This window comes from Deinococcus aquaedulcis (assembly GCF_019693445.1).
Lineage (GTDB): Bacteria > Deinococcota > Deinococci > Deinococcales > Deinococcaceae > Deinococcus > Deinococcus aquaedulcis.
Genome location: NZ_JAHRBL010000005.1, coordinates 36,286 through 54,149 on the forward strand (window position 1 = coordinate 36,286; position 17,864 = coordinate 54,149).

General features: G+C 69.5%; 16 protein-coding genes and 1 pseudogene. 9 read left to right on the forward strand and 8 right to left on the reverse strand.

The features are described from left to right. Nucleotides 1–95: 95 nt before the first annotated feature. Nucleotides 96–764 (forward strand): annotated as a pseudogene (locus KMW22_RS19715) (phosphotransferase family protein); the annotation flags it as partial. Between the two features lie 367 nt (nucleotides 765–1,131). Further along, a complete protein-coding gene (locus KMW22_RS19320; RefSeq protein WP_235692785.1) occupies nucleotides 1,132–1,641 on the forward strand; it encodes a hypothetical protein in 510 nt (169 codons plus the stop codon). Between the two features lie 107 nt (nucleotides 1,642–1,748). Here KMW22_RS19320 and KMW22_RS08285 read toward each other — a convergent pair whose 3' ends face one another. The 3 genes from KMW22_RS08285 to KMW22_RS08295 all read right to left on the reverse strand — a co-directional run bounded on the left by KMW22_RS08285 (nucleotide 1,749) and on the right by KMW22_RS08295 (nucleotide 5,165). Continuing rightward, nucleotides 1,749–2,687 carry a quinate 5-dehydrogenase gene (locus KMW22_RS08285; RefSeq protein WP_221089573.1) on the reverse strand — a complete coding sequence of 313 codons (939 nt, stop codon included), beginning with the start codon at nucleotides 2,685–2,687 and terminating at the stop codon, nucleotides 1,749–1,751. 196 nt (nucleotides 2,688–2,883) lie between these two features. Continuing rightward, nucleotides 2,884–3,879, reverse strand: a complete 996-nt coding sequence (locus KMW22_RS08290) for a Gfo/Idh/MocA family protein (protein ID WP_221089574.1) — start codon at nucleotides 3,877–3,879, stop codon at nucleotides 2,884–2,886. A 209-nt stretch (nucleotides 3,880–4,088) separates the two neighbouring features. Continuing rightward, nucleotides 4,089–5,165 carry a methyltransferase domain-containing protein gene (locus KMW22_RS08295; protein ID WP_221089575.1) on the reverse strand — a complete coding sequence of 359 codons (1,077 nt, stop codon included), beginning with the start codon at nucleotides 5,163–5,165 and terminating at the stop codon, nucleotides 4,089–4,091. A gap of 77 nt (nucleotides 5,166–5,242) precedes the next feature. Between KMW22_RS08295 and KMW22_RS08300 the strand changes: the two genes are divergently transcribed. Next, nucleotides 5,243–6,661 (forward strand): TrkH family potassium uptake protein, encoded by a 1,419-nt coding sequence (locus tag KMW22_RS08300; RefSeq protein ID WP_221089576.1) that lies wholly within the window; start codon nucleotides 5,243–5,245, stop codon nucleotides 6,659–6,661. 40 nt (nucleotides 6,662–6,701) lie between these two features. Next, nucleotides 6,702–7,361, forward strand: a complete 660-nt coding sequence (locus tag KMW22_RS08305) for a potassium channel family protein (RefSeq protein WP_221089577.1) — start codon at nucleotides 6,702–6,704, stop codon at nucleotides 7,359–7,361. 166 nt (nucleotides 7,362–7,527) lie between these two features. On the opposite strand, the gene KMW22_RS08310 is transcribed toward KMW22_RS08305, so the two are convergent. The 5 genes from KMW22_RS08310 to lptB all read right to left on the reverse strand — a co-directional run bounded on the left by KMW22_RS08310 (nucleotide 7,528) and on the right by lptB (nucleotide 12,898). Next, nucleotides 7,528–8,223: a GNAT family N-acetyltransferase gene (locus KMW22_RS08310; protein ID WP_235692786.1), complete on the reverse strand. Its 696-nt coding sequence runs from the start codon at nucleotides 8,221–8,223 to the stop codon at nucleotides 7,528–7,530. 73 nt (nucleotides 8,224–8,296) lie between these two features. Next, on the reverse strand, nucleotides 8,297–8,455 hold the full coding sequence (locus KMW22_RS08315; protein ID WP_221089578.1) for a hypothetical protein: 159 nt from the start codon (nucleotides 8,453–8,455) through the stop codon (nucleotides 8,297–8,299). 125 nt (nucleotides 8,456–8,580) lie between these two features. Continuing rightward, nucleotides 8,581–9,783 (reverse strand): ABC transporter substrate-binding protein, encoded by a 1,203-nt coding sequence (locus KMW22_RS08320; RefSeq protein WP_221089579.1) that lies wholly within the window; start codon nucleotides 9,781–9,783, stop codon nucleotides 8,581–8,583. Between the two features lie 575 nt (nucleotides 9,784–10,358). Then, nucleotides 10,359–12,095 (reverse strand): DUF3084 domain-containing protein, encoded by a 1,737-nt coding sequence (locus KMW22_RS08325; RefSeq protein WP_221089580.1) that lies wholly within the window; start codon nucleotides 12,093–12,095, stop codon nucleotides 10,359–10,361. Between the two features lie 20 nt (nucleotides 12,096–12,115). After that, nucleotides 12,116–12,898, reverse strand: coding sequence for an LPS export ABC transporter ATP-binding protein (lptB, locus tag KMW22_RS08330; protein WP_221089581.1), 783 nt, complete (start codon nucleotides 12,896–12,898; stop codon nucleotides 12,116–12,118). An 88-nt stretch (nucleotides 12,899–12,986) separates the two neighbouring features. Between lptB and KMW22_RS08335 the strand changes: the two genes are divergently transcribed. The 5 genes from KMW22_RS08335 to KMW22_RS08355 all read left to right on the forward strand — a co-directional run bounded on the left by KMW22_RS08335 (nucleotide 12,987) and on the right by KMW22_RS08355 (nucleotide 17,807). Beyond that, the gene (locus KMW22_RS08335; protein WP_221089582.1) at nucleotides 12,987–14,162 is read left to right on the forward strand and encodes a phosphopentomutase; all 1,176 of its coding nucleotides are present in this window, start codon (nucleotides 12,987–12,989) and stop codon (nucleotides 14,160–14,162) included. A 98-nt stretch (nucleotides 14,163–14,260) separates the two neighbouring features. Then, nucleotides 14,261–14,782, forward strand: coding sequence for a hypothetical protein (locus tag KMW22_RS08340; RefSeq protein WP_328774638.1), 522 nt, complete (start codon nucleotides 14,261–14,263; stop codon nucleotides 14,780–14,782). A 175-nt stretch (nucleotides 14,783–14,957) separates the two neighbouring features. Then, the gene (hisD, locus tag KMW22_RS08345) at nucleotides 14,958–16,310 is read left to right on the forward strand and encodes a histidinol dehydrogenase (protein ID WP_221089583.1); all 1,353 of its coding nucleotides are present in this window, start codon (nucleotides 14,958–14,960) and stop codon (nucleotides 16,308–16,310) included. Next, a complete protein-coding gene (gene yedA, locus KMW22_RS08350; RefSeq protein WP_221089584.1) occupies nucleotides 16,307–17,227 on the forward strand; it encodes a drug/metabolite exporter YedA in 921 nt (306 codons plus the stop codon). Before hisD ends, yedA begins: the two co-directional genes overlap by 4 nt. Further along, complete coding sequence (locus KMW22_RS08355; RefSeq protein WP_328774639.1) at nucleotides 17,217–17,807, forward strand: antibiotic biosynthesis monooxygenase; 591 nt, start codon at nucleotides 17,217–17,219, stop codon at nucleotides 17,805–17,807. The genes yedA and KMW22_RS08355 overlap by 11 nt, the downstream gene beginning before the upstream one ends. Nucleotides 17,808–17,864: the final 57 nt, after the last annotated feature.

Genomic DNA, 17,864 nt, shown 5'->3' on the forward strand with positions numbered 1-17,864 from the left:
AAAAGTTCCAATTGATTGCTTGAGATTGAAAATTTATATCATTGGTCAACTGCTCTGGGGCAAACTGCTTCGGAACAGGCTCGGCCAGTTGGCGCATGGCGGGGATCGGGCCGGGCGCCAAAAATGCAGGGGTGGCTGCCTTACCGGACCTTTCTCCTGCCGAGCAGCAGGCTTTCGTTCAGAAATACAGCCTGCAGGGTCCGCTGCGCCGATTGCCCAGCGCGGGTATCGTGAACCGGGTCTACCAGACGGCATGGCAGGGCCAGCCGGCCGTGCTGCGCGTGCCCCTGCGCGGCGACGATGAAGACACCCTGACCGAGAGCGTGGCCGCGCCTGCCGCCTTCCGGGCCGGCATCCGCACGCCCGAACTGCTGCGCTTTGACGAGGACCGGGACATCGTGGACGCTCCGGTGACGCTGTATGCCCTGGCCCCGGGCCGCAGTCTGGACACCCTGGGCTGGCGCCCCGGCGACCCCCGCCTGCGCCGCGCGTGGCAGGAAGCGGGGCGCGAACTGGCCCGGCTGCATGCGGCGGTGCGCACCGTGCCCGACCCGCTGGGCCGCCTGGAAGCCATTCACCCGCCCGACGTGGCGCGTGTTCAGGCGCAGGTGACGGAGACGGCCCGATTGGGGGCCGATGATGCCGAGTGGGCCGCTGCTCTCACGGCGCGCCTGCTGGCCGACCATCCGCCACTGGCCCGCCCGGTTTTTCTGCACAACGACCTGCATCCCGGCAACCTGATGGTGACCGGGGGCGGCGCACTGACGGCCCTGATTGACTGGGGCGACGCCGGCTGGGGCGACCCCGTGCTGGACCTGACGTACGGCGGCCCGCTGGCCGCCCCGGACCTGCGGCGCGGCTACGAGGAGGAAGCGCCGGGCGTGCTGGGCAGTGGCGCCGCGCTGCGCCTGCTGGCCTACCTGCTGCACGACGCCCTGCGCCGCCTGGCCCGCAATCCAAAAGCCCACGAGGCCGGGGCCTGTGGCACAGTCGCCCCGGCACCTCCTTGCTGCACCTGCTGCGCGTCAGTTCGCAGGTTCCCGAGTGGGCGGCAGTGCTGGGCGCGCCCGGCTGAGGTTTCATGCCCAGAGGCTCCATCCGCACCCCATCCGGCGCCCGTACACTGCCCCCATGCGCCGCGTTCTGACTGTGCTGCTGCTGGCTGCCGTGCTCTCCCCTGCCCAGGCGGCGCCCGTGGAGGTGCCCGGCACGGGGGTGCGCTTTACCGTTCCCCAGGGCTTCGTGAAGATGCCCCCGGACATCCTGAAGCTCAAATACGCGCGTGGGACGCCACCTGCGGCCGTGTATTCCACCCCGGGGCCGAGCTGGGCGGTGAACATCGCCTTTGCGGTGCGCCGCGTCGAGGTGCCGGGCGACATGACCGTCCTGAAAAGCCTGCTGGAACGCTCGGTGCAAGGCGTTCCTGGGTTCCGCTGGGACAGCCGGGGGATCAAGACGCTGGGCACCCGGTCCTGGGTGGTGCTGCGCTTCTGGGTGCAGGGCGCCGACGGCCCTATCTACAACGACCTGCGCGCCACCCCCGTGCCCGGCGGGCTGCTGATCGTGACCGCCAACGCGGCCAAATCGCAGTACCCCAAGTACGTCAAGGTGCTGGGCACTGCCCTGGACAGCCTGCGTTGAGGTGAAGTCACCCCCGGGGCCCCCCTCCCTCGGCGGCGGTGCAAGCTGTGCTCCTCGCTTCTCCTCGCTCTGCCCGGCTTGAACCGAGTCTGGCCCCAGCCTCCGGCTCAGTCCAGGTCGTTGATTTCCGGCTGAAAGCCCACCTGCCGGATGTAATCCAGGTATTGCGGGCCACTCAGGGCCTCGCGCCCGCCGCTGAGGGCCACGAACATCGCCTCCAGCACGTTGGTGGCAAAGTTGCGCTGGCCCATGCGCGGGGTGGTGGTGATCAGGCGGCGCACGCCCCGCGCCTTCATCCACTCGCGGTCGGCGGCCGTGATGGTCTGGGTGAGGATGGTCTTGCCCTGCAGGTTCTGCGGCGCGTAGCGCTTGGCGTAGTGGGTGTCGCCCGCAATCACGTCGGCCCAGGCGTAGTATTTGGTGCCCTTGCCTTCCACGCTCTGCTCCTGCTTGGCGCCTGTGGGGTAAAACCAGTCCTGGGGCAGCTTGGTGATCACCGGCAGCACCAGCCCCGCCACGCGGCGCAGCGACATGATGGAGCGCAGAGGCCGGTCCAGGTTCAGGCCGAACACGATGTCGCCGTACACCACGTCCGCCCCGTGCTCTGAGAGGGCCTCGGCCATGCCAAAGCGGTCCACCGCCGAGACCATCAGCACCTTCTGGGTGCGCCACTGCAGTAGGCCATCCAGCTGGGCAATCGCGTCGCGCTCCAGGGTGTTTTTCAGGCCACTGCCGTCCAGCACGGGGGTCTGCCGGGCATTCGCCACCAGTTTGCGCACGTTGGCAAACACGTACTTCTTGCCGCCCGCAATCACGTACAGGTCCGCGCCGCCCAGCCCAAAGGCGTCTACCCGGCCGTCCAGGGCGCGGAACAGGGCCGCCATTTTCGCTGCGTCGCCGTCGGTGCCAAGGCGCTCGATCACGAAGGGCTGGCCCAGCACGGTCACGGTTTCGCGGGCGTTGCGGGTGCTGTTGCCCAGGCTGATGCTGACCACGTGTTTGTGCCCAGCGGGGGCGGGCTGCCAGCCCTGCAGTGGATCGGTCATGGGGGGCATTCTAAGGACGTCGCACCTCACGTGGCGACTGTTCAGGAGAGTGCCGCAAAGTCTCCACTCCCGGTGCAACGTCCTCTTGTCGATACTCGCTTCGCTCGGTTGATCTAGTGATCAACTTCGAGCGACTTATAAGGCTTCCGAAGGGAGAGGGAAAAGTACGGATTTCCGGAAATGAGCGGAATCCGTATTAGGCCAGCGGCTGCACGCGCCCGCTGCGTGCCGAGGCGTACAGGGCGTCCAGCACCCGCGCCTGCGCCACGGCGTCGGCGGGCGGGTAGAGGGCGGGGGTCTGCCCGGCGGCCACCGCCATAAAGTGGCGGACCATCTGGGCGTAGCCGTTGCTGGCCGCGAACACTTCCTCGCGCACCTGCTCGCCCACGGTCAGTCGCAGGGTCTGGGGGCCCTGGGTGTGGCTGTGGAACACGCCCTCCATGCGCAGGGTGCCGCGCGTGCCCACCACGGTCACGGCCTGGGTGCTGGGGTCGGTCCAGTCAAAGGCGCAGTCCAGGCTGACCAGGGCGCCGGGGTAGGTCAGCACGCCGCTGAGGGCCATATCCACGCCCGCCGCCGGGCCGCCCTCTGTCCAGCGGGCCGCCGCCTGGGCCGAAAGGGGTTCGCCCAGCAGCAATCGGGTGAGGTTCACAGGGTAGGTGCCCACGTCGTACAGCGCGCCGCCACCCTGGGCCGCGTGCCAGCGGAAATCGTGCGGGTTGTCCATGTGAAAGCCAAAGGCCGCGCGCACTGCGCGGATCTCGCCCAGGTCCTCGGCCACGATCTGGCGCAGCCGGACCACATGGGGCTGAAAGCGGTAGGCAAAAGCTTCCAGCAGCACCCGCTCCGAATGGGCCGCCGCGTCGGCCAAGTCCTGCGCCTGGGCGGCGTTCAGGGTCAGTGGCTTTTCGGTCAGGGCGTGCTTGCCCGCCTGCAGGGCCGCTAGGGTCCAGGGGTGGTGCAGGTCGCCCGGCAGCGGGTTGTACACCGCGTCTACATCCGAGGCGAGGACGTCGGCGTAGCCCCCCACCAGCGGCACCTCCCATTCCTGGGCAAAGGCGCGTGCGCGGTCGCTGTGGGGATCACGCACCCCCAGCGCCGTGACCTCACCCCCCGCGTCCCGAATGGCCGGAATCAGCGCCTGCGCAATACGCGCCGCCCCCAGAATCCCCCAGCGAAATGGTGTGGTCATGGGGGGCAGTGTGGCAGATGGAGAGTGGGGAGTGGGGAGTGGGGAGTGGGGAGTGGGGAGTGGGGAGTGGGGAGTGGGGAGTGGGGAGTGGGGAGTGGGGAGTGGGGAGTGGGGAGTGGAACAGCCTGATGCGCAAGCCTGGCGCTTGTCAAGCCCCGCGCACCGCCTCCCGCGCCCTGCCCCCTTCTTTTCCCACAACCCACTCCCCACTACCCCTTACTCAACAAATACCCCTTCGGATGGTGCCCGCCGCTGGCGACCTGGAACAGTTCGTGGGCATTCCACTTCTGCTGGGCCGACAGCACGCGCTCGAAGAGACGGATTTCGTGGGTGATCACGCACAGGCGCCCGCGCTGGCTGGTCAGGCGGTGCATCTCCTGCAAGAAGGCCGGGTACAGCACTTCGTTGCTCTGGTGGGTGCTGATGGCGTCGCCCCAGGGGAGGTCGGCCATGATCAGGTCAAAGGAGCGGGCGGGCAGGTCCGTGTGCAGGGCGTCGCGCACCGCCACCTCAATGTCGCGCCCGGCGGCCTGGATATTGGCGCGGGCACACTTCACGGCTTCTGGGTTCAGGTCCACGCCCACCAGCGCGGCGCTGGGGCCCATCAGGTCGCGCTCGATCAGCAAGGTCCCGCTGCCGCTCATGGGGTTGAAAATGCGGTCCTGTTCGCGCTGCCCGGCCAGTTTGTGGGCGGCGTAGGCAATGGTGGCGTTCAGGCCGCCCGCCATGTTGCACACCCGCCACGCGCGGGCGCTCAGGGGCTTCGGCGTGATGCGGGCCAGCACGTCCCAGCCGCCTCCCCCTTCCTCGGGGCGCAGGCGGATCAATAGTTCGCCGGCTTCGGGGTCGTGGGGCAGGTTCAGACCCGTCTGCAACTCTTCGGCGAGGCGCTGCATCACGGCTGATTCCTTGCCCGCCGCCGCCAGCCGGAACGAGCGGTGCGCGCCCACCTGCACGGCCCCCAGCAGAAAGTCCGTCAGTTCGCCCAGTTGCTGGTGGCCCAGCAGGCCGCGCGGGCGCGGCACGTCCCAGGTGCGCACGCGGTAGACCGCCACCGCCGACTTCAGACGGGTCAGGCGCGCGGGGTCGCCCGGAAACCAGAAGCGCAGGCCGCGCACGTCGCGGGCCAGCGGCACCGTCGCCAGTTCGCCAGCGGCCACATGCTCCAGGCCACGCAGGGCTTCGAGTTCGTATTCGTGGGCCGGCTGGCGGGCGCGGTGGTCGCCCCGGGGGCGGGCTTTGCGCCGGGGTTGGGCGTGGCGGTCAGGGCGAGCGGGGCGCGGCATAGCAGAACAGTATAGAGCCCCCGCCCCAGGGGGGCTGCCGCGCAGGCGCCCGAACGGCGTACAATCCGGGCCGTTCTATGACGCGCCCGCCCCGCTCCCCCCGCGACCTGAGTGCTGGCCGCGTCCGCCGCCGCTTCTCGCCGCTGTCGCAACTGAGCCCGCCGCAGCTGATCGCGCTGTCCTTTGCCCTGGCCATTCTGGTGGGGGGCGCGCTGCTCAGCCTGCCGGTCACCCACGGCCTGAACCCGGACGGCACGCGGCGCAGCGTGAACTTTCTGCAGGCGCTGTTTACCGCCACCAGCGCCCTGTGCGTGACCGGCCTGAACGTCATTGACCCCAGCAAGGATTTCAACCGGCTGGGGCAGGTGCTGATCATGCTGCTCATTCAGGTCGGCGGCCTGGGAATCATCACCTTCGGCACGGCCTTTGCGCTGATCTCGCGGCGCCGCGTGAACTTTACCGAGCGCCTGCGACTGGCCCAGCAGGTCAGCGCCCTGAACACCGGGGGCGTGCTGGGCCTGATCCGGGCGATTTTCCTGTACACCTTTGTCATTGAGCTGGTAGGGGCCGCGCTGCTGGCCTTTCGCTTCGTGCCCAAGGAAGGCTGGGGGCGGGGGCTGTTCTACTCGCTGTTTCACTCGGTCAGCGCCTTTAACAACGCGGGCTTTGCCCTGTACAGCGACAACCTGATGGGGTTTGTGGATGACCCGCTGGTGAGCATGGTGATCGCGCTGCTGATTATTCTGGGCGGCACCGGCTTTCTGGTGCAGCTGAATGTGGTGGCGCACCTGCTGAACCCCCGGCGCAACCGCCTGATGGTCCACAGCAAACTGGTGCTCACCATGATGGCCGCGCTGCTGCTCATTGGCACGGTGGCGTATCTGGTGCTGGAATGGAACAACCCCAAAACGCTGGGGCCCCTGGGGCTGGGCGAGAGGGTGCTGGCCTCGTTCTTCCAGAGCGTGACCACACGCACGGCGGGCTTTAACACCCTGGACTACGGCGCCATGGGCCTGACCACGCTGTTTGTCACCATCATCCTGATGTTTATTGGGGCCAACCCCGGTTCCACGGGCGGCGGCATCAAGACCAGCACCTTTTACGTGATGATGGCCTCGGCCTGGAGCATGGTGCGCGGGCGGCGCGACACCACGCTCTTTGAGCGCCGCATTGACACCGACACCATCCTGCGGGCCATGACGGTGGGCCTGCTGAGCATTGGGCTGGTCAACGCGATGCTGATTGCGCTGCTGAGCCTCAATACCCGCGACGACGTGCGCTTTGTCAACCTGTTTTTCGAGGCGGTCAGCGCCTTCGGCACCGTGGGCCTGAGCATGAACACCACGCCGCTGCTGAACCCGGCCCAGCACGTGGTGCTGATCGCGCTGATGTTCCTGGGCCGCATTGGGCCGCTGACCTTCGCGGTGGCGTTCGGCCGGCCGCGTTCGCCCGTTCCGGCCCGCTACCCCGCCGACAAGGACATTCTGATCGGCTGAGCCCGCCGCTTTCCTGCATGCCAGAAAGGACCTGTGAACCATGAAAAGCAAACAATGTCTTGTGATCGGGCTGGGCCGCTTCGGCACCGCCGTGGCCACCACCCTCTACGAAATGGGCCACGAAGTGGTGGCCATTGACCAGCACGAAGAAAACGTGGAGCGCGTGATGAACCTCGTGACGCACGCGGCGATTGTGGACGCCAGCGACGAGCGCGCCCTGCGCACCCTGGGCGTGGGCGACTTTGACGTGGTCGTGGTGGCCATCGGCACCGACGTGCAGGCCAACATTCTGGCCACCATGAACGCCAAGAGCCTGGGCGCGCCCTACGTGGTGTGCAAGGCGATTGACGAGATGGCCCGCCGGGTGCTGGAGCGCATTGGCGCCGACCTCGTGATTCGCCCGGAACACGACATGGGCGTGCGGCTGGCCCGCCAGATCGCCACCCCGAACATCGTGGACACGCTGGACCTGGGCGGCGACTACGCCATCGTGGAAATCGAGGCCAACGAGCGCCTGAAGGGCACCCTGCGCGACCTGAACCTCACCGGGCGCTTTGGCGTGCAGGTGATCGCCATCAGCCGCGCGGGCAAGATTGAGGTGACCCCGCGCGCCGAGGACGAACTGTGCCCGCACGACAAGCTGGTGGTGATTGGCACCAGCCACAACCTCGACGACCTGCGGCGGTATCTAGGCGAGTAGGCGCCGCCGGACCTGCGCCTAAGTCGCTCGCTGTTGATCTTTAGATCACCCGAGCGGGCTGGAACAGCTGCGCCGCAGAGCGAGAAGCGAAGAAAGGGCCTTGCACCGAGAATGGAAACGTTTCGGTGCTTTTCTGAACCGTTGGCATGGGGGAGGGGCGAGGCCCTTAAGTGCTTTCCGGCGCCTCAATGAACAGCACGGGCCGACACGCCTCGACCCCGGCCAGCTGAATATCGTCCCGGCGGGTCCGCGCCCAGGCCTCCCGCTGCAGGCGCCAGCGCTGGACCAGCACCGGCTGACCGCGCCGGGTGGCCCAGTCGGTGCCATTGGGCTGGTAGCCCAGGGCCGCCGAGATCCGGTTGGAAGCCGCGTTGTCGAACAGCGCGTCGCTGGCTGCTTCGGCAGCCCCAAAGCCGGCAAAGGCCAGATGCAGAATCGCCGCGCGCATCTCGCGGCCCAGCCCCTGGCCCCGGACATCTGGCGCCAGCCAGGAAAAGGAGGTCACGGTCCGGCAGGTGTCGAAGTTCACTCCGATCAGGTCCTGCATGCCCACCAGCCGGCCTTGCCAGAGCACGACGAAATACAGGCGCCAGGCGTCCGGGCGCACCATGCCGCGTCCCCGCCAGATGGCCTGCAGCCACAGGCGCTCGCGGCGCGGATTGGGCTCGTACAGGGACATGGGGTCGTCAAAAGGCTCGGGGGGCGTGACCACCCCGGCCCGGACGGTGGGCAGCAGTTCGGCCAGGAGGTCGTCGGTGGCCCCGTGCAGCGTGAGTCTGGGGGTGGTGACCCGGAGGGCCAGGGGTGGATACAGCGCAGCCGGCATGCCCCCAGCAAACGACACGCTGCCCCGCACCATCATGCGCGAACTAGCTTAGTGGGGCCCTGGGTTTCTGCACGAATTGGCGCCGCGAGAGGGCACAGGTGGGGCCCGATCAGCCGCCGTGGCTCAGGGCCACGACCAGTGCGGCCAGCAGCGGCAGCAGCGCGCCCAGGCCCCAGACCACCCCGGCCCGGGCCAGCCCTGGGCGCAGCAGAAACAGCACCAGGGCCGCCGTGGCCAGCAGGGTCAGCAGGGCGTAGGCGAGCAGCACCCCCCGAGCATAGCGCCTGGGACAGGAAGAGGCAGTGGTCGGAAAAAAAATCTGTTGCTTCTGGCGTGACCGGGGCGCCCCACCGCCAAGTCCGGCGACGGGCCTCCTCGTTGAGGGCCTCTGCCCTACCGCTCGGCGCGCTTCTGGGCGTCGTCAAGGGCGGCCTTGGCGCTCAGCTTGCCGGTGGTGGCTTTCAGGATAGCCTCTTCCAGCAGGGCGGTCCAGGCGGCGTACTCGGGCAGGTTGGGGCGCGGCACGGCGCGGCCAATCTGGGCATGCGCGGCGCGCAGCTGCGGGTTTTTGCGGTACCAGTCGTCCAGCAGGGGCCCAGCCGCGCGCCGGGGCGGCACGTAGGCGGTGGCCTGCACCCAGTGGGCCAGCCGCGCAGGCTGCATCAGGAACTGCCAGAAGGCCAGGGCGCCAGCCTGTTCGGCGGCGGGGGTGCCCGCCGGCACAGCCAGGGTCGCGCCGCCCAGGGGCACCGTGCATTCACCGGGTTTCTCGCAGGGAAAGGGCGCAATGCCCAGGTTGAAAAACGGCAGCTTGCGCGCGTCAATCCAGTTCGCCACGCTGGCCAGCACAAAGACGTTCTGCCCCCGCGCAAAGTCGAAGGCGGCGCGGGTGGCTTCGTTCAGGGTGCGCGCCTGGGCCTGCCCGGCGGCGCTCATGCGCGCCAGCTGGGTCAGGGCCTCCACGGCGTCGGGGCTGTTCAGGCGCGGGGCCGAGCCGGACACCAGCTGCCCAGCGCGCGACAGCACGTTGGCCTCGAAGGTCCAGGCGTCGGCGGCGGCCACCAGCGGGCGGCGGCCACCAGTGGCCAGCGCGCGGCTCTGGGCTTCCAGTTGCGCCCAGGTATCGGGCGCTGTCAGCCCGGCGCGCCCCAGGGTGCCCGCGTTGTACATCAGCACCGGCACGCTGAGGTTCCAGGGCAGCCCGTAGGTGCGTCCATTCAGCTGCCCGGACTTCCAGGCCGCCGGATACAGGTCGCCCACCAGGGCGTCGGGCAGGGCGTCGGCGGCGCGCGACAAGTCAGCCAGTTGCCCGCCCGCCGCCAGAGCCGGAAACTGGGTGAATTCCAGTTGCACCAGGGCCGGGGCCTTGCCCGCCTTCAGGGCGGCCTGCAGTTTGGGAAGCAGCTCGCGGTAGTTGCCCTGCACCTGCGGCACCACCTCGTAAGCGTCCTGGGCGGCATTGAACTCGCGGGCGTAGCCGGCCACCACGCCCTGCACGCCGCCCATGGCATGCCAGAACTCCACGCGCACGGGGGCGGCCAGGGCCGAACTCAGGGACAGGGCCAGCAAGGGGGTCAGCAGGGCCAAACGGCGCATAGCGGCAGGATAGCGGCCCAGCCTGACGGGAACTTGAGCGGAAGACGACAAGACCTTGTTCGGCGCGCCGCCAAGGCTAGGGGTTCCGCGCCGCGATTGAGACGAACGGCTGTCCAAGTCCGGAACAGTCGGGAAAGAGGCGGCGGTTCCCCACCTCCGGCGCGTCCCAGCCCAATTCCCGGAAGCCCGTCCGTTTGCCTTCTCTGCTTCGCCCCTCTACGAGGCCCTCCGGTCAGAAACATGCCATACCGTGCTCCTGAATTTTTCGGCTTCCGGATCAGCAAGAGTTCGGACTGTTTTTAGGCGAGGCGAGCAGGCCCTGAGAGAAACGTCATCTGAGCCGCTGGGCCTGCTCACCCCCTCGGCTGCGCCGCTTCCCAAGCTCCAACCTCTGCCGCACAGCGCTACAGAGCCCGCCGCCAGGGGGAAAAGAAAAACAGCAGGTTTGTCGGGCCGCGTGCCGCCAACTGCTCCAACCATCGACGAAAATGTGTCTTGCCGTTCGCTCTGCTCGGGAAGCGCCACCCCCAGCCGTCTTCCCCACTTCCCACAACCTACTTCCTACTCCCCGCCGTTCAGGGCAGCACCGGATACAGGTCCACACGGCTGCCGGGCTTCACGTCGCTGCGCGCGGCGATGCCCACCACGGCCGTGCCCCCGGTGCGGTTGCCCAGGCGGGTCAGCAGGTCCGCGAACTCGGTTACGTCCAGGCCCTGCACATACTCGCTGGGCACCCCGCGCGAAGTCACGTCCAGCACGGTGTCTTTGACAAGGTCGCTGATCTGTTCCTGTAGCGCCTTGGCATTGCCGCCCAGCGACACGCTGGCGCGGCGGATGATCTGGTTGCCCCGGAACAGCACGGTGTTGGGCCGGGCGTCGCAGGTGAGTTCCACGGGCAGGCCCGTGGCAGCGTTCTGGGCGGCGCGGCACTGCACGAAGGTGCTCACGTTCAGGCCGCGCAGCTTGGTTTCCAGGGCGCTGCGGGCGGCGGCGCTCAGGCGCACGGCCGGGGTGCCACGGGCGCCGCGTGCCTGGGCACTGCGCCCGGCGTCCTGCAAGAAGGTGTCCAGGTTGCGCACGCTGGGCACCACGGCGGCGTACACCAGTTCGTTCTTGGGGTAAGCGAGGTCGCTGTTGCGCGTGGCACTCAGCTCGGCGCGGCTGCTGGAATACTCGTCCTGCAGGCGGCCCAGCGTGGCTTTAGCCTGGGCCAGATCGCGCGCCAGGGCCTCGTTGCTGCTCTTCAGCTGCGCCTGCTGCTGCTGCAGGCGTCCCAGATCGTCGCGGACCTGATCGCGCTCGCGGGCGGCCTGATCACGTTCGGTGCTCAGGCGGGTGCGCTCGGCGCTCAGGCGGGTCACCTCGGCCTGGGCCTGCTGACGCTGCGTCTGGGCCTGCCGCTGCTGGGCCTGGGCACGGGCCAGTTCGGTCTTGGCCTGGGCCAGCGCGTCACGGGCAGCGTCGCGGGCGGCCTGCACCTGGGCCATCTGCGCCTGGGCCGCGCGCACCTGGGCCTGGGCGGCCTGGGCCTGCGTCTGCGCCGTGCGGGCCTGAGCCTGGGCGGCGCGGGTCTGGGTCTGGGCCTGGGCCTGCGCGGCGCGGGCACTGGTCTGGGCCTGCGCGGCGCGCACCTGGGCGGTTTCGGCGGCCTGCTGCGCGGCCTGGGCACGGTCCTGGGCGCGGCGCACCTCCAGCTGGGCCAGGGCCACGCGGGCGTTCAGGTCCACCACCTGGGCATCCAGGGTCTGGGCGCGGCTGCGGCTGGCCTTCAGGGCCGCGTCCGACTGGGCCAGCTGCGCGCGGCTCTGGGCGGCGCGGGCTTCCAGGGTCTCGCGGGTCTGGGTCAGGGTCTGCACACGGCCCTGAAGCCCGGCGGCCTGGGTTTTCAGGGTGGCTTCGGCGGCGCGCGCCGCGTTCAGGTCGCGCCGGGCAGTTTCCAGGCGCGCCTCGGCGGCCTGCTGCTGCGTGCGCAGGCGCTGGGCTTCCTGCTGGGCGCGGTCACGGTCCTGCTGCGCGGCGCGAATCTGGGCCTGGGCCACGGTGATTTCGCGGCGCAGCTCCTCCAGCTGGGGGCGCAGCTGATCGGCCTGGGCAATGGTGTTCACCGCCGAGCGGTTGAGCAGCAAGAAGGCCGCGAGGCTGGCCGCGCTGATCGCCATGCCGGACAGCACCGCCACAATCAGGGCCGTCTGCTTGGGCCGCAGCCCAAACCAGCGCAGGTGTTTGCGCCCGGCCTTCTTGGCAATGGTGTCGGCGGCGTAGGCCACCACGCCGGAAAGAATCACCACGAAGGGCAAAAACAGCCACAGCACCGCGCCTCACCCTCCCTGGATCACAGCTCGAAATCGTCGCCCAGGTAGTGGCGCCGGGCGTCCTCGTCCTGGGCAAACTGCGCGGGCGTGCCTTCAAACTTCACTTCGCCGTCGTACATCAGATACACGCGGTCGGTCAGGGCAATGGTCTCGCGCACGTTGTGGTCGGTGATAAACACGCCCAGACCCCGGCGGTCACGCAGCTCGCGGATCAGGCGCTGAATCTCACGGATGCTCTTGGGGTCCACGCCAGTAAAGGGCTCGTCCAGCAGCAGGTAATCGGGGTCGGTGGTCAGCGCCCGGGCCAGTTCCAGGCGGCGGCGCTCGCCCCCCGAAAGCTGATAGGCGAAGCTGCCTGCCAGATGCGAGAGGCCAAATTCGGCCAGCAGGGCGTCGGCGCGGGCCTCCTGCTCGCTTCTCGGCAGGCCCTGGTACTCCAGGATCGCCAGCAGGTTGTCACGGGCGGTCAGCTTGCGAAAGGCGCTGGGTTCCTGCGGCAGGTACCCCAGGCCCAGCCGGGCGCGCTCGTGCATGGGCAAGCGGGTCACGTCGCGTTTCCCCAGACCAATGCGCCCGCCGCCGGGGCGAATAAAACCCACCAGCATGTAAAACGTGGTGGTCTTGCCGGCGCCGTTGGGGCCGAACAGCGCCACGATCTCGCCGGGGCGCACCTCCAGATTCACGCCGCGCACCACCGCGCGGCGACCGTAAGTCTTGCTCAGGCCCTCGGCGTGCAGCACCGGCCGGGCCTCGCGGGCGCCGGGCGCCGGCGCGGCGGGCGGGTGGGACAGGGGCGCGGTCACGTCTGGCAGCGTAGCACGGGCCTCCGGCGCCCCCCGTGAGGGACAGATGGGACGGGGCGGGGGGGCCCATCTGGCCTACACTGACAGGATGCTGCTGACGATCATCGTGCTGGATTCCGTGGGCGTGGGCGAGCTGCCCGACGCCGAGCGGTTTGGCGACGCCGGAGCCCATACTCTGAACCACACCCTGCAGGCCGCCCCCGCCGCGCTGCCGCATCTGGCGGCGCTGGGGCTGGCGCAGGTGCCCACCGTACAGACCAGCCCCCAGACGGTGCCGGCCGGGCCCGCCCAGGGCGCCTACGGCCGCATGCGCGAGGTCAGCCCCGGCAAGGACACCAGCACCGGCCACTGGGAATTCATGGGCGTGCAACTGCAGCACCCTTTTCAGGTATTCCCGGACGGCTTTCCGCCCGCCGTGATGGACCGCTTTGACGCCGCCACCGGCAAGGGCCACCTGTGCAACAAGCCCTACAGCGGCACCGACGTGATCCGCGACTTTGGGCCCGAGCACCTGAAGACCGGCGCCCCGATTGTGTACACCAGCGCCGACTCGGTGTTTCAGATTGCCGCGCACGAGGACGTGGTGCCGCTGGAAACCCTGTACGCGTGGTGCCAGGCCGCCCGCGAGATCCTGCAGGGCGAATACGCCGTGGCGCGCGTGATTGCCCGGCCCTTCCGGGGCGAGTTTCCCTTTGAGCGCGCGAACGAACACCGCAAGGATTACAGCCTGGTGCCGCCACCCACCGTGCTGGACGCGGTCAAGGCCACTGGGCAGGCGGTGATCGGGATTGGCAAGATTCCCGATATCTACGCCCACCAGGGCTTTACCGAGGAAATTCACACCGACAGCAACGCCGACGGCGTCGCCAAGACGCTGGCCCGGATGCAGCAGGCGGCGAGTGAGGGCACCTCGGGGCTGATTTTCACGAACCTCGTGGACTTTGACAGCAAGTACGGCCACCGCCGCGATCCGGCTGGCTACAGCGCCTGCCTGGCCGAGTTCGACGCCGCGCTGCCCAGCCTGATCGCCGCCACGCCCGAAGACGGCGCCCTCATCATCATCAGCGACCACGGCAACGACCCCACGTGGCACGGCAGCGACCACACCCGCGAACACGGCCTGCTGCTGATGCACCGCGCGGGCTGGGCCGGCGTGAATCTGGGCGAGCGCGCCACCTTTGCCGATGTGGGCGCCACGGTGGCCGAGGCACTGGGGGCCCAGTGGCAGGGACCGGGTGAGAGCTTCTGGACGCGCCCGAGCTAAAAGAAGGGGCCTTTAGCCTCACCCTGTCGCTGGGCGGGCGCTACGCGGGCGAGCAGCACTGGGCGCTGAGCACCGAGCGCAGCGCCCTGGCGGCGCGGGTGCAGACCGATTTTGGCGGCGTACTGCCGGAAATCCGCCGCCTGCAGCACAGCCGCCTGCACCCCCGGCACTTCACCAGCCTGGGCTACGCCGAGGGCGACGGCCGGGGCCGTCCCAGTTTCGAGGTGCAGTTTGACCGCCGCGCGGGCCTGATTCACCTGCGCCAGGGCCGCGACGAGGCGTCAGCGCCGCTGGTCACCGAATACCACGACCCCGTGAGCCTGCTGCTGTGGCTGCGCCACCTCACCGCCCACGAGGGCGGCGGCCCCGAGCGCCTGGGCGCCCAGCTGACCGGCGGGCGCGTGCTGATTCAGCGCCTGCCGGACACAGAGGTGGGGGGCGTGCCCTGCACCGGGTATTTTCTGCGCCCCGGCAACGCCTACGTGTATATCGAGCAGGCCGAGCCCTGGCGGCTGATGCGCCTGATTCAGCCCACCGATTTCGGCGCTGTAGAGGCCAACGCCCAAATCTCCAGCCGCCGCCCAGCCCCCGACCGCGAACGCCGCCGCCGCAGGGTGTAGAGCCCGGCCCTGGCCCCCACCCGTCCAAACAACCGTTTGGTTCCTGGCTGCGACCGCGCGCAGACTAAGTCGCCAGCAATACGTCGCCAGCCAGCGGCTGTGTTCGCCCTCCCACTGACTATTTGCCACTCCCCACTGCCTTTTCCACAACCCACACCCCCTCCTGGAGCCCCCCATGCAAGTCCTGCAAGGCCAAGACGCCCGGCGCGCCCTGACGCGCACCTTCAATGACCTGCCGGTGCCAGACGCCGTGCTGGCCCGCATCGAGTCCACCTTTGGCGAGCCCCTGAGCCCGGAAGCGGTGGTCGAGCGCCTGCTGGCCGACGTGCGCGCGCGCGGCGACGAGGCCCTGCGCGACTGGACCGAGCGGCTGGACGGCCACCGGCCTGAAGCGCTGGCGGTGTCGGCCGCCGAACAGGCGGCGGCCACGGTGGATGAGGCCCTGCACGACGCCATCCGCACCGCCATCGCCCGGGTGCGCGCCTTTTACGCGCAGCAGCCTGCCCACGGCTTTCTGAACCACGGCCCGGACGGCGCCCTGGGCCAGCTGGTGCGGCCCCTGGGGCGCGTGGGGGTCTACGTGCCCGGCGGGCTGGCGCCCCTGATCAGCACGCTGATTCACACGGCGGTGCCCGCGCAGGTGGCAGGCGTGCCCGAGATCGTGGTGACCACGCCCCCCGCCCGGGACGGCACGGTTCACCCGGCGATTCTGGTGGCGGCGCGGGAACTGGGGATTTCGCAGATCTTCAAGGTGGGGGGCGCGCAGGCCATTGGCGCGCTGGCCTACGGCACGCCCAGCATTCCCGCTGTGGACAAGATCGCCGGGCCCGGCAACCTGTTCGTGGTGATCGCCAAGCGCATGGTGTACGGCATGGCGGGCATTGAAAGCCTGCCCGGCCCCACCGAGACCCTGGTGGTGGCCGACGACAGCGCCTCAGCGCGCTTTGTGGCCGCCGACCTGCTGGCCCAGGCCGAGCACAACGGCGCTGAGCCGGTGCTGGTGTCCACCAGCCGCGAGTTGTTGCTGGCCGTCCAGGCCGAACTGCACGGCCAGCTCGAAGCCTTGCCCGAACCCAACCGGAGCTGGGCGCGCGATTCGGTCCTGGCGCGCATGAAGGTGGTGCTGGCCGGGTCGCTGGACGAGGCGCTGGACCTCGCCAACCTGTACGCCCCCGAGCACCTGTGCCTGCTGACCCGCGACCCCTGGAGCCTGCTGGGGGGGGTGCAGCGCGCGGGCGGGGTGTTTCTGGGCGAGGCCAGCATGGAGGCCCTGGGTGACTACGTGGCGGGCCCCAGCCACGTGATGCCCACCGGGGGCACCGCCCGCTTCATGAGCCCGGTGAATGTGCGCGACTTCCAGAACATCATCTCCGTGGTGGGCCTGAACGAGGGGGCGCTGCGCCGCATTGGCCCGGCCGGGGCGCTGCTGGCCCGCGCCGAGGGCCTGGAAGCCCACGCCCGCGCCATTGAAAGCCGCCTGCACCCTGAAGCCGAGGGAACTTCTCCCGGCGCCTTCCTGCCCACATGACCCCGGCCGCGCGCCCGGCGCCGACGCCCCTAACGCCGGCCGTGCTGCTGTGCCTGGGGCTGGTGTACGTGGTGTGGGGCAGCACCTATTTCGGCATCAAGGTGGCGATTGAAACCCTGCCGCCACTGGGGATGCTGGCCGCGCGCTTTGTGGTGGCCGGGGCGCTGCTGCTGGCTTTCCTGCGCTGGCGCGGGGCGCCGTGGCCCACCGCGCGGGAATGGGGCGCCAGCGCCCTGGTGGGCACCCTGTTGCTGGGCGGCGGCACCGGGCTGGTCACGCTGGCCGAGCGCGACGCCAGCAGTTCGGTGGCCGCCATGATCATCGCCGTTTCGCCGCTGTTTGCCGCGCTGTTTGGGCGGTTGTGGGGCGAACGCACCGGCGGGCGCGAGTGGCTGGGCATTGGGGTGGGTCTGGCCGGCATTGCCCTGCTGAACGTGGGCGAACTGCGCGCCACACCGCTGGCCGCCCTGCTGCTGATCCTGGCGCCGATCTGCTGGACCTTCGGCAGCCAGTGGTCGCGGCGCCTGCCGCTGCCCGCCGGGCTGATGGGCAGCGCCGCCGAGATGCTCACCGGGGGCGCAGTGCTGCTGACCCTGAGTGTGCTGCTGGGCGAACGCTGGGGCACCCCCAGCGCCGCCAGCCTGTGGGCCCTGGGGTACCTCACGGTGTTTGGCAGTCTGGTGGCGTACTCGGCCTATATGTACCTCGTGGCACACACCCGGCCCGCACTGGCCACCAGTTACGCCTACGTGAATCCGGTGGTGGCGGTGCTGCTGGGCGTGGGCTTTGGCGGCGAGCGGCTGGGCACGCTGGGCTGGGTGGCCCTGGCGGTGATTCTGGCCGGAGTGCTGCTCGTGGCGTGGCCGCGCCGGACCACCGGCGCCCCCCCGGCCGAGGGGGCGCCACGTGACCGCTGAACCGGGCCTGCAATTCCAGACGCACCAGCCCAGCGATCCCACCAGTCTGGTGATTCGGCGGCGCATCCGGCCCGGCCAGGAGGCCGCCTATGAAGCGCTGCTGACGGAAGCCAATGCGCTGCTGGCAGGCATTCCCGGCCACCGGGGCACCGGGGTCATTCGCCCGGCGCCCGGGGAACACGAATACACCCTGGTGGCCCGTTTCGACTCGCTGACCAGCGCCGCCGCCTGGGAGCTGTCCCCGGAGCGCGCCGCGTGGCTGGCACGGGTCACGCCGCTGGTGGATGAGCAGCTGAGTTTTGAAAAACAGCCCGGGCTCGATTTCTGGTTTACGCCCCCCGCCGCCCCCAGCCTGCGCCAGCCGCCCAGATGGAAGATGGCCCTGCTGACCCTGGCCGCGCTGTACCCGGTCAGCCTGGGAACAGGCTGGCTGTTCGGCACCGCCCTGGCGCCGTGGCTAGGCCACTGGCCCACGCCCCTGCGCGCCCTGCCGCAGATGGTGGTGGTGGTGGTGTCCATGACCTATCTGGTGATGCCAGCCGTGACGCGCTGGGCGGCGGGGTGGCTGAGGAGGGGGTAGGTTGTGGGAAGGGAAACAGGGCGAAGGCAAGGCTCAATTAGGCCCCGCCTTCACCAT

Bases quoted from the DNA above. Each gene is read 5' to 3' on its own strand.
- KMW22_RS08320 (WP_221089579.1), bottom strand. From the start codon at position 9,783: ATGCGCCGTTTGGCCCTGCTGACCCCCTTGCTGGCCCTGTCCCTGAGT.
- KMW22_RS08285 (WP_221089573.1), bottom strand. From the start codon at position 2,687: ATGACCGATCCACTGCAGGGCTGGCAGCCCGCCCCCGCTGGGCACAAA.
- KMW22_RS08305 (WP_221089577.1), top strand. From the start codon at position 6,702: ATGAAAAGCAAACAATGTCTTGTGATCGGGCTGGGCCGCTTCGGCACC.
- hisD (WP_221089583.1), top strand. From the start codon at position 14,958: ATGCAAGTCCTGCAAGGCCAAGACGCCCGGCGCGCCCTGACGCGCACC.
- KMW22_RS19320 (WP_235692785.1), top strand. From the start codon at position 1,132: ATGCGCCGCGTTCTGACTGTGCTGCTGCTGGCTGCCGTGCTCTCCCCT.
- KMW22_RS08290 (WP_221089574.1), bottom strand. From the start codon at position 3,879: ATGACCACACCATTTCGCTGGGGGATTCTGGGGGCGGCGCGTATTGCG.
- KMW22_RS08310 (WP_235692786.1), bottom strand. From the start codon at position 8,223: ATGATGGTGCGGGGCAGCGTGTCGTTTGCTGGGGGCATGCCGGCTGCG.
- KMW22_RS08295 (WP_221089575.1), bottom strand. From the start codon at position 5,165: ATGCCGCGCCCCGCTCGCCCTGACCGCCACGCCCAACCCCGGCGCAAA.
- KMW22_RS08300 (WP_221089576.1), top strand. From the start codon at position 5,243: ATGACGCGCCCGCCCCGCTCCCCCCGCGACCTGAGTGCTGGCCGCGTC.
- yedA (WP_221089584.1), top strand. From the start codon at position 16,307: ATGACCCCGGCCGCGCGCCCGGCGCCGACGCCCCTAACGCCGGCCGTG.
- KMW22_RS08335 (WP_221089582.1), top strand. From the start codon at position 12,987: ATGCTGCTGACGATCATCGTGCTGGATTCCGTGGGCGTGGGCGAGCTG.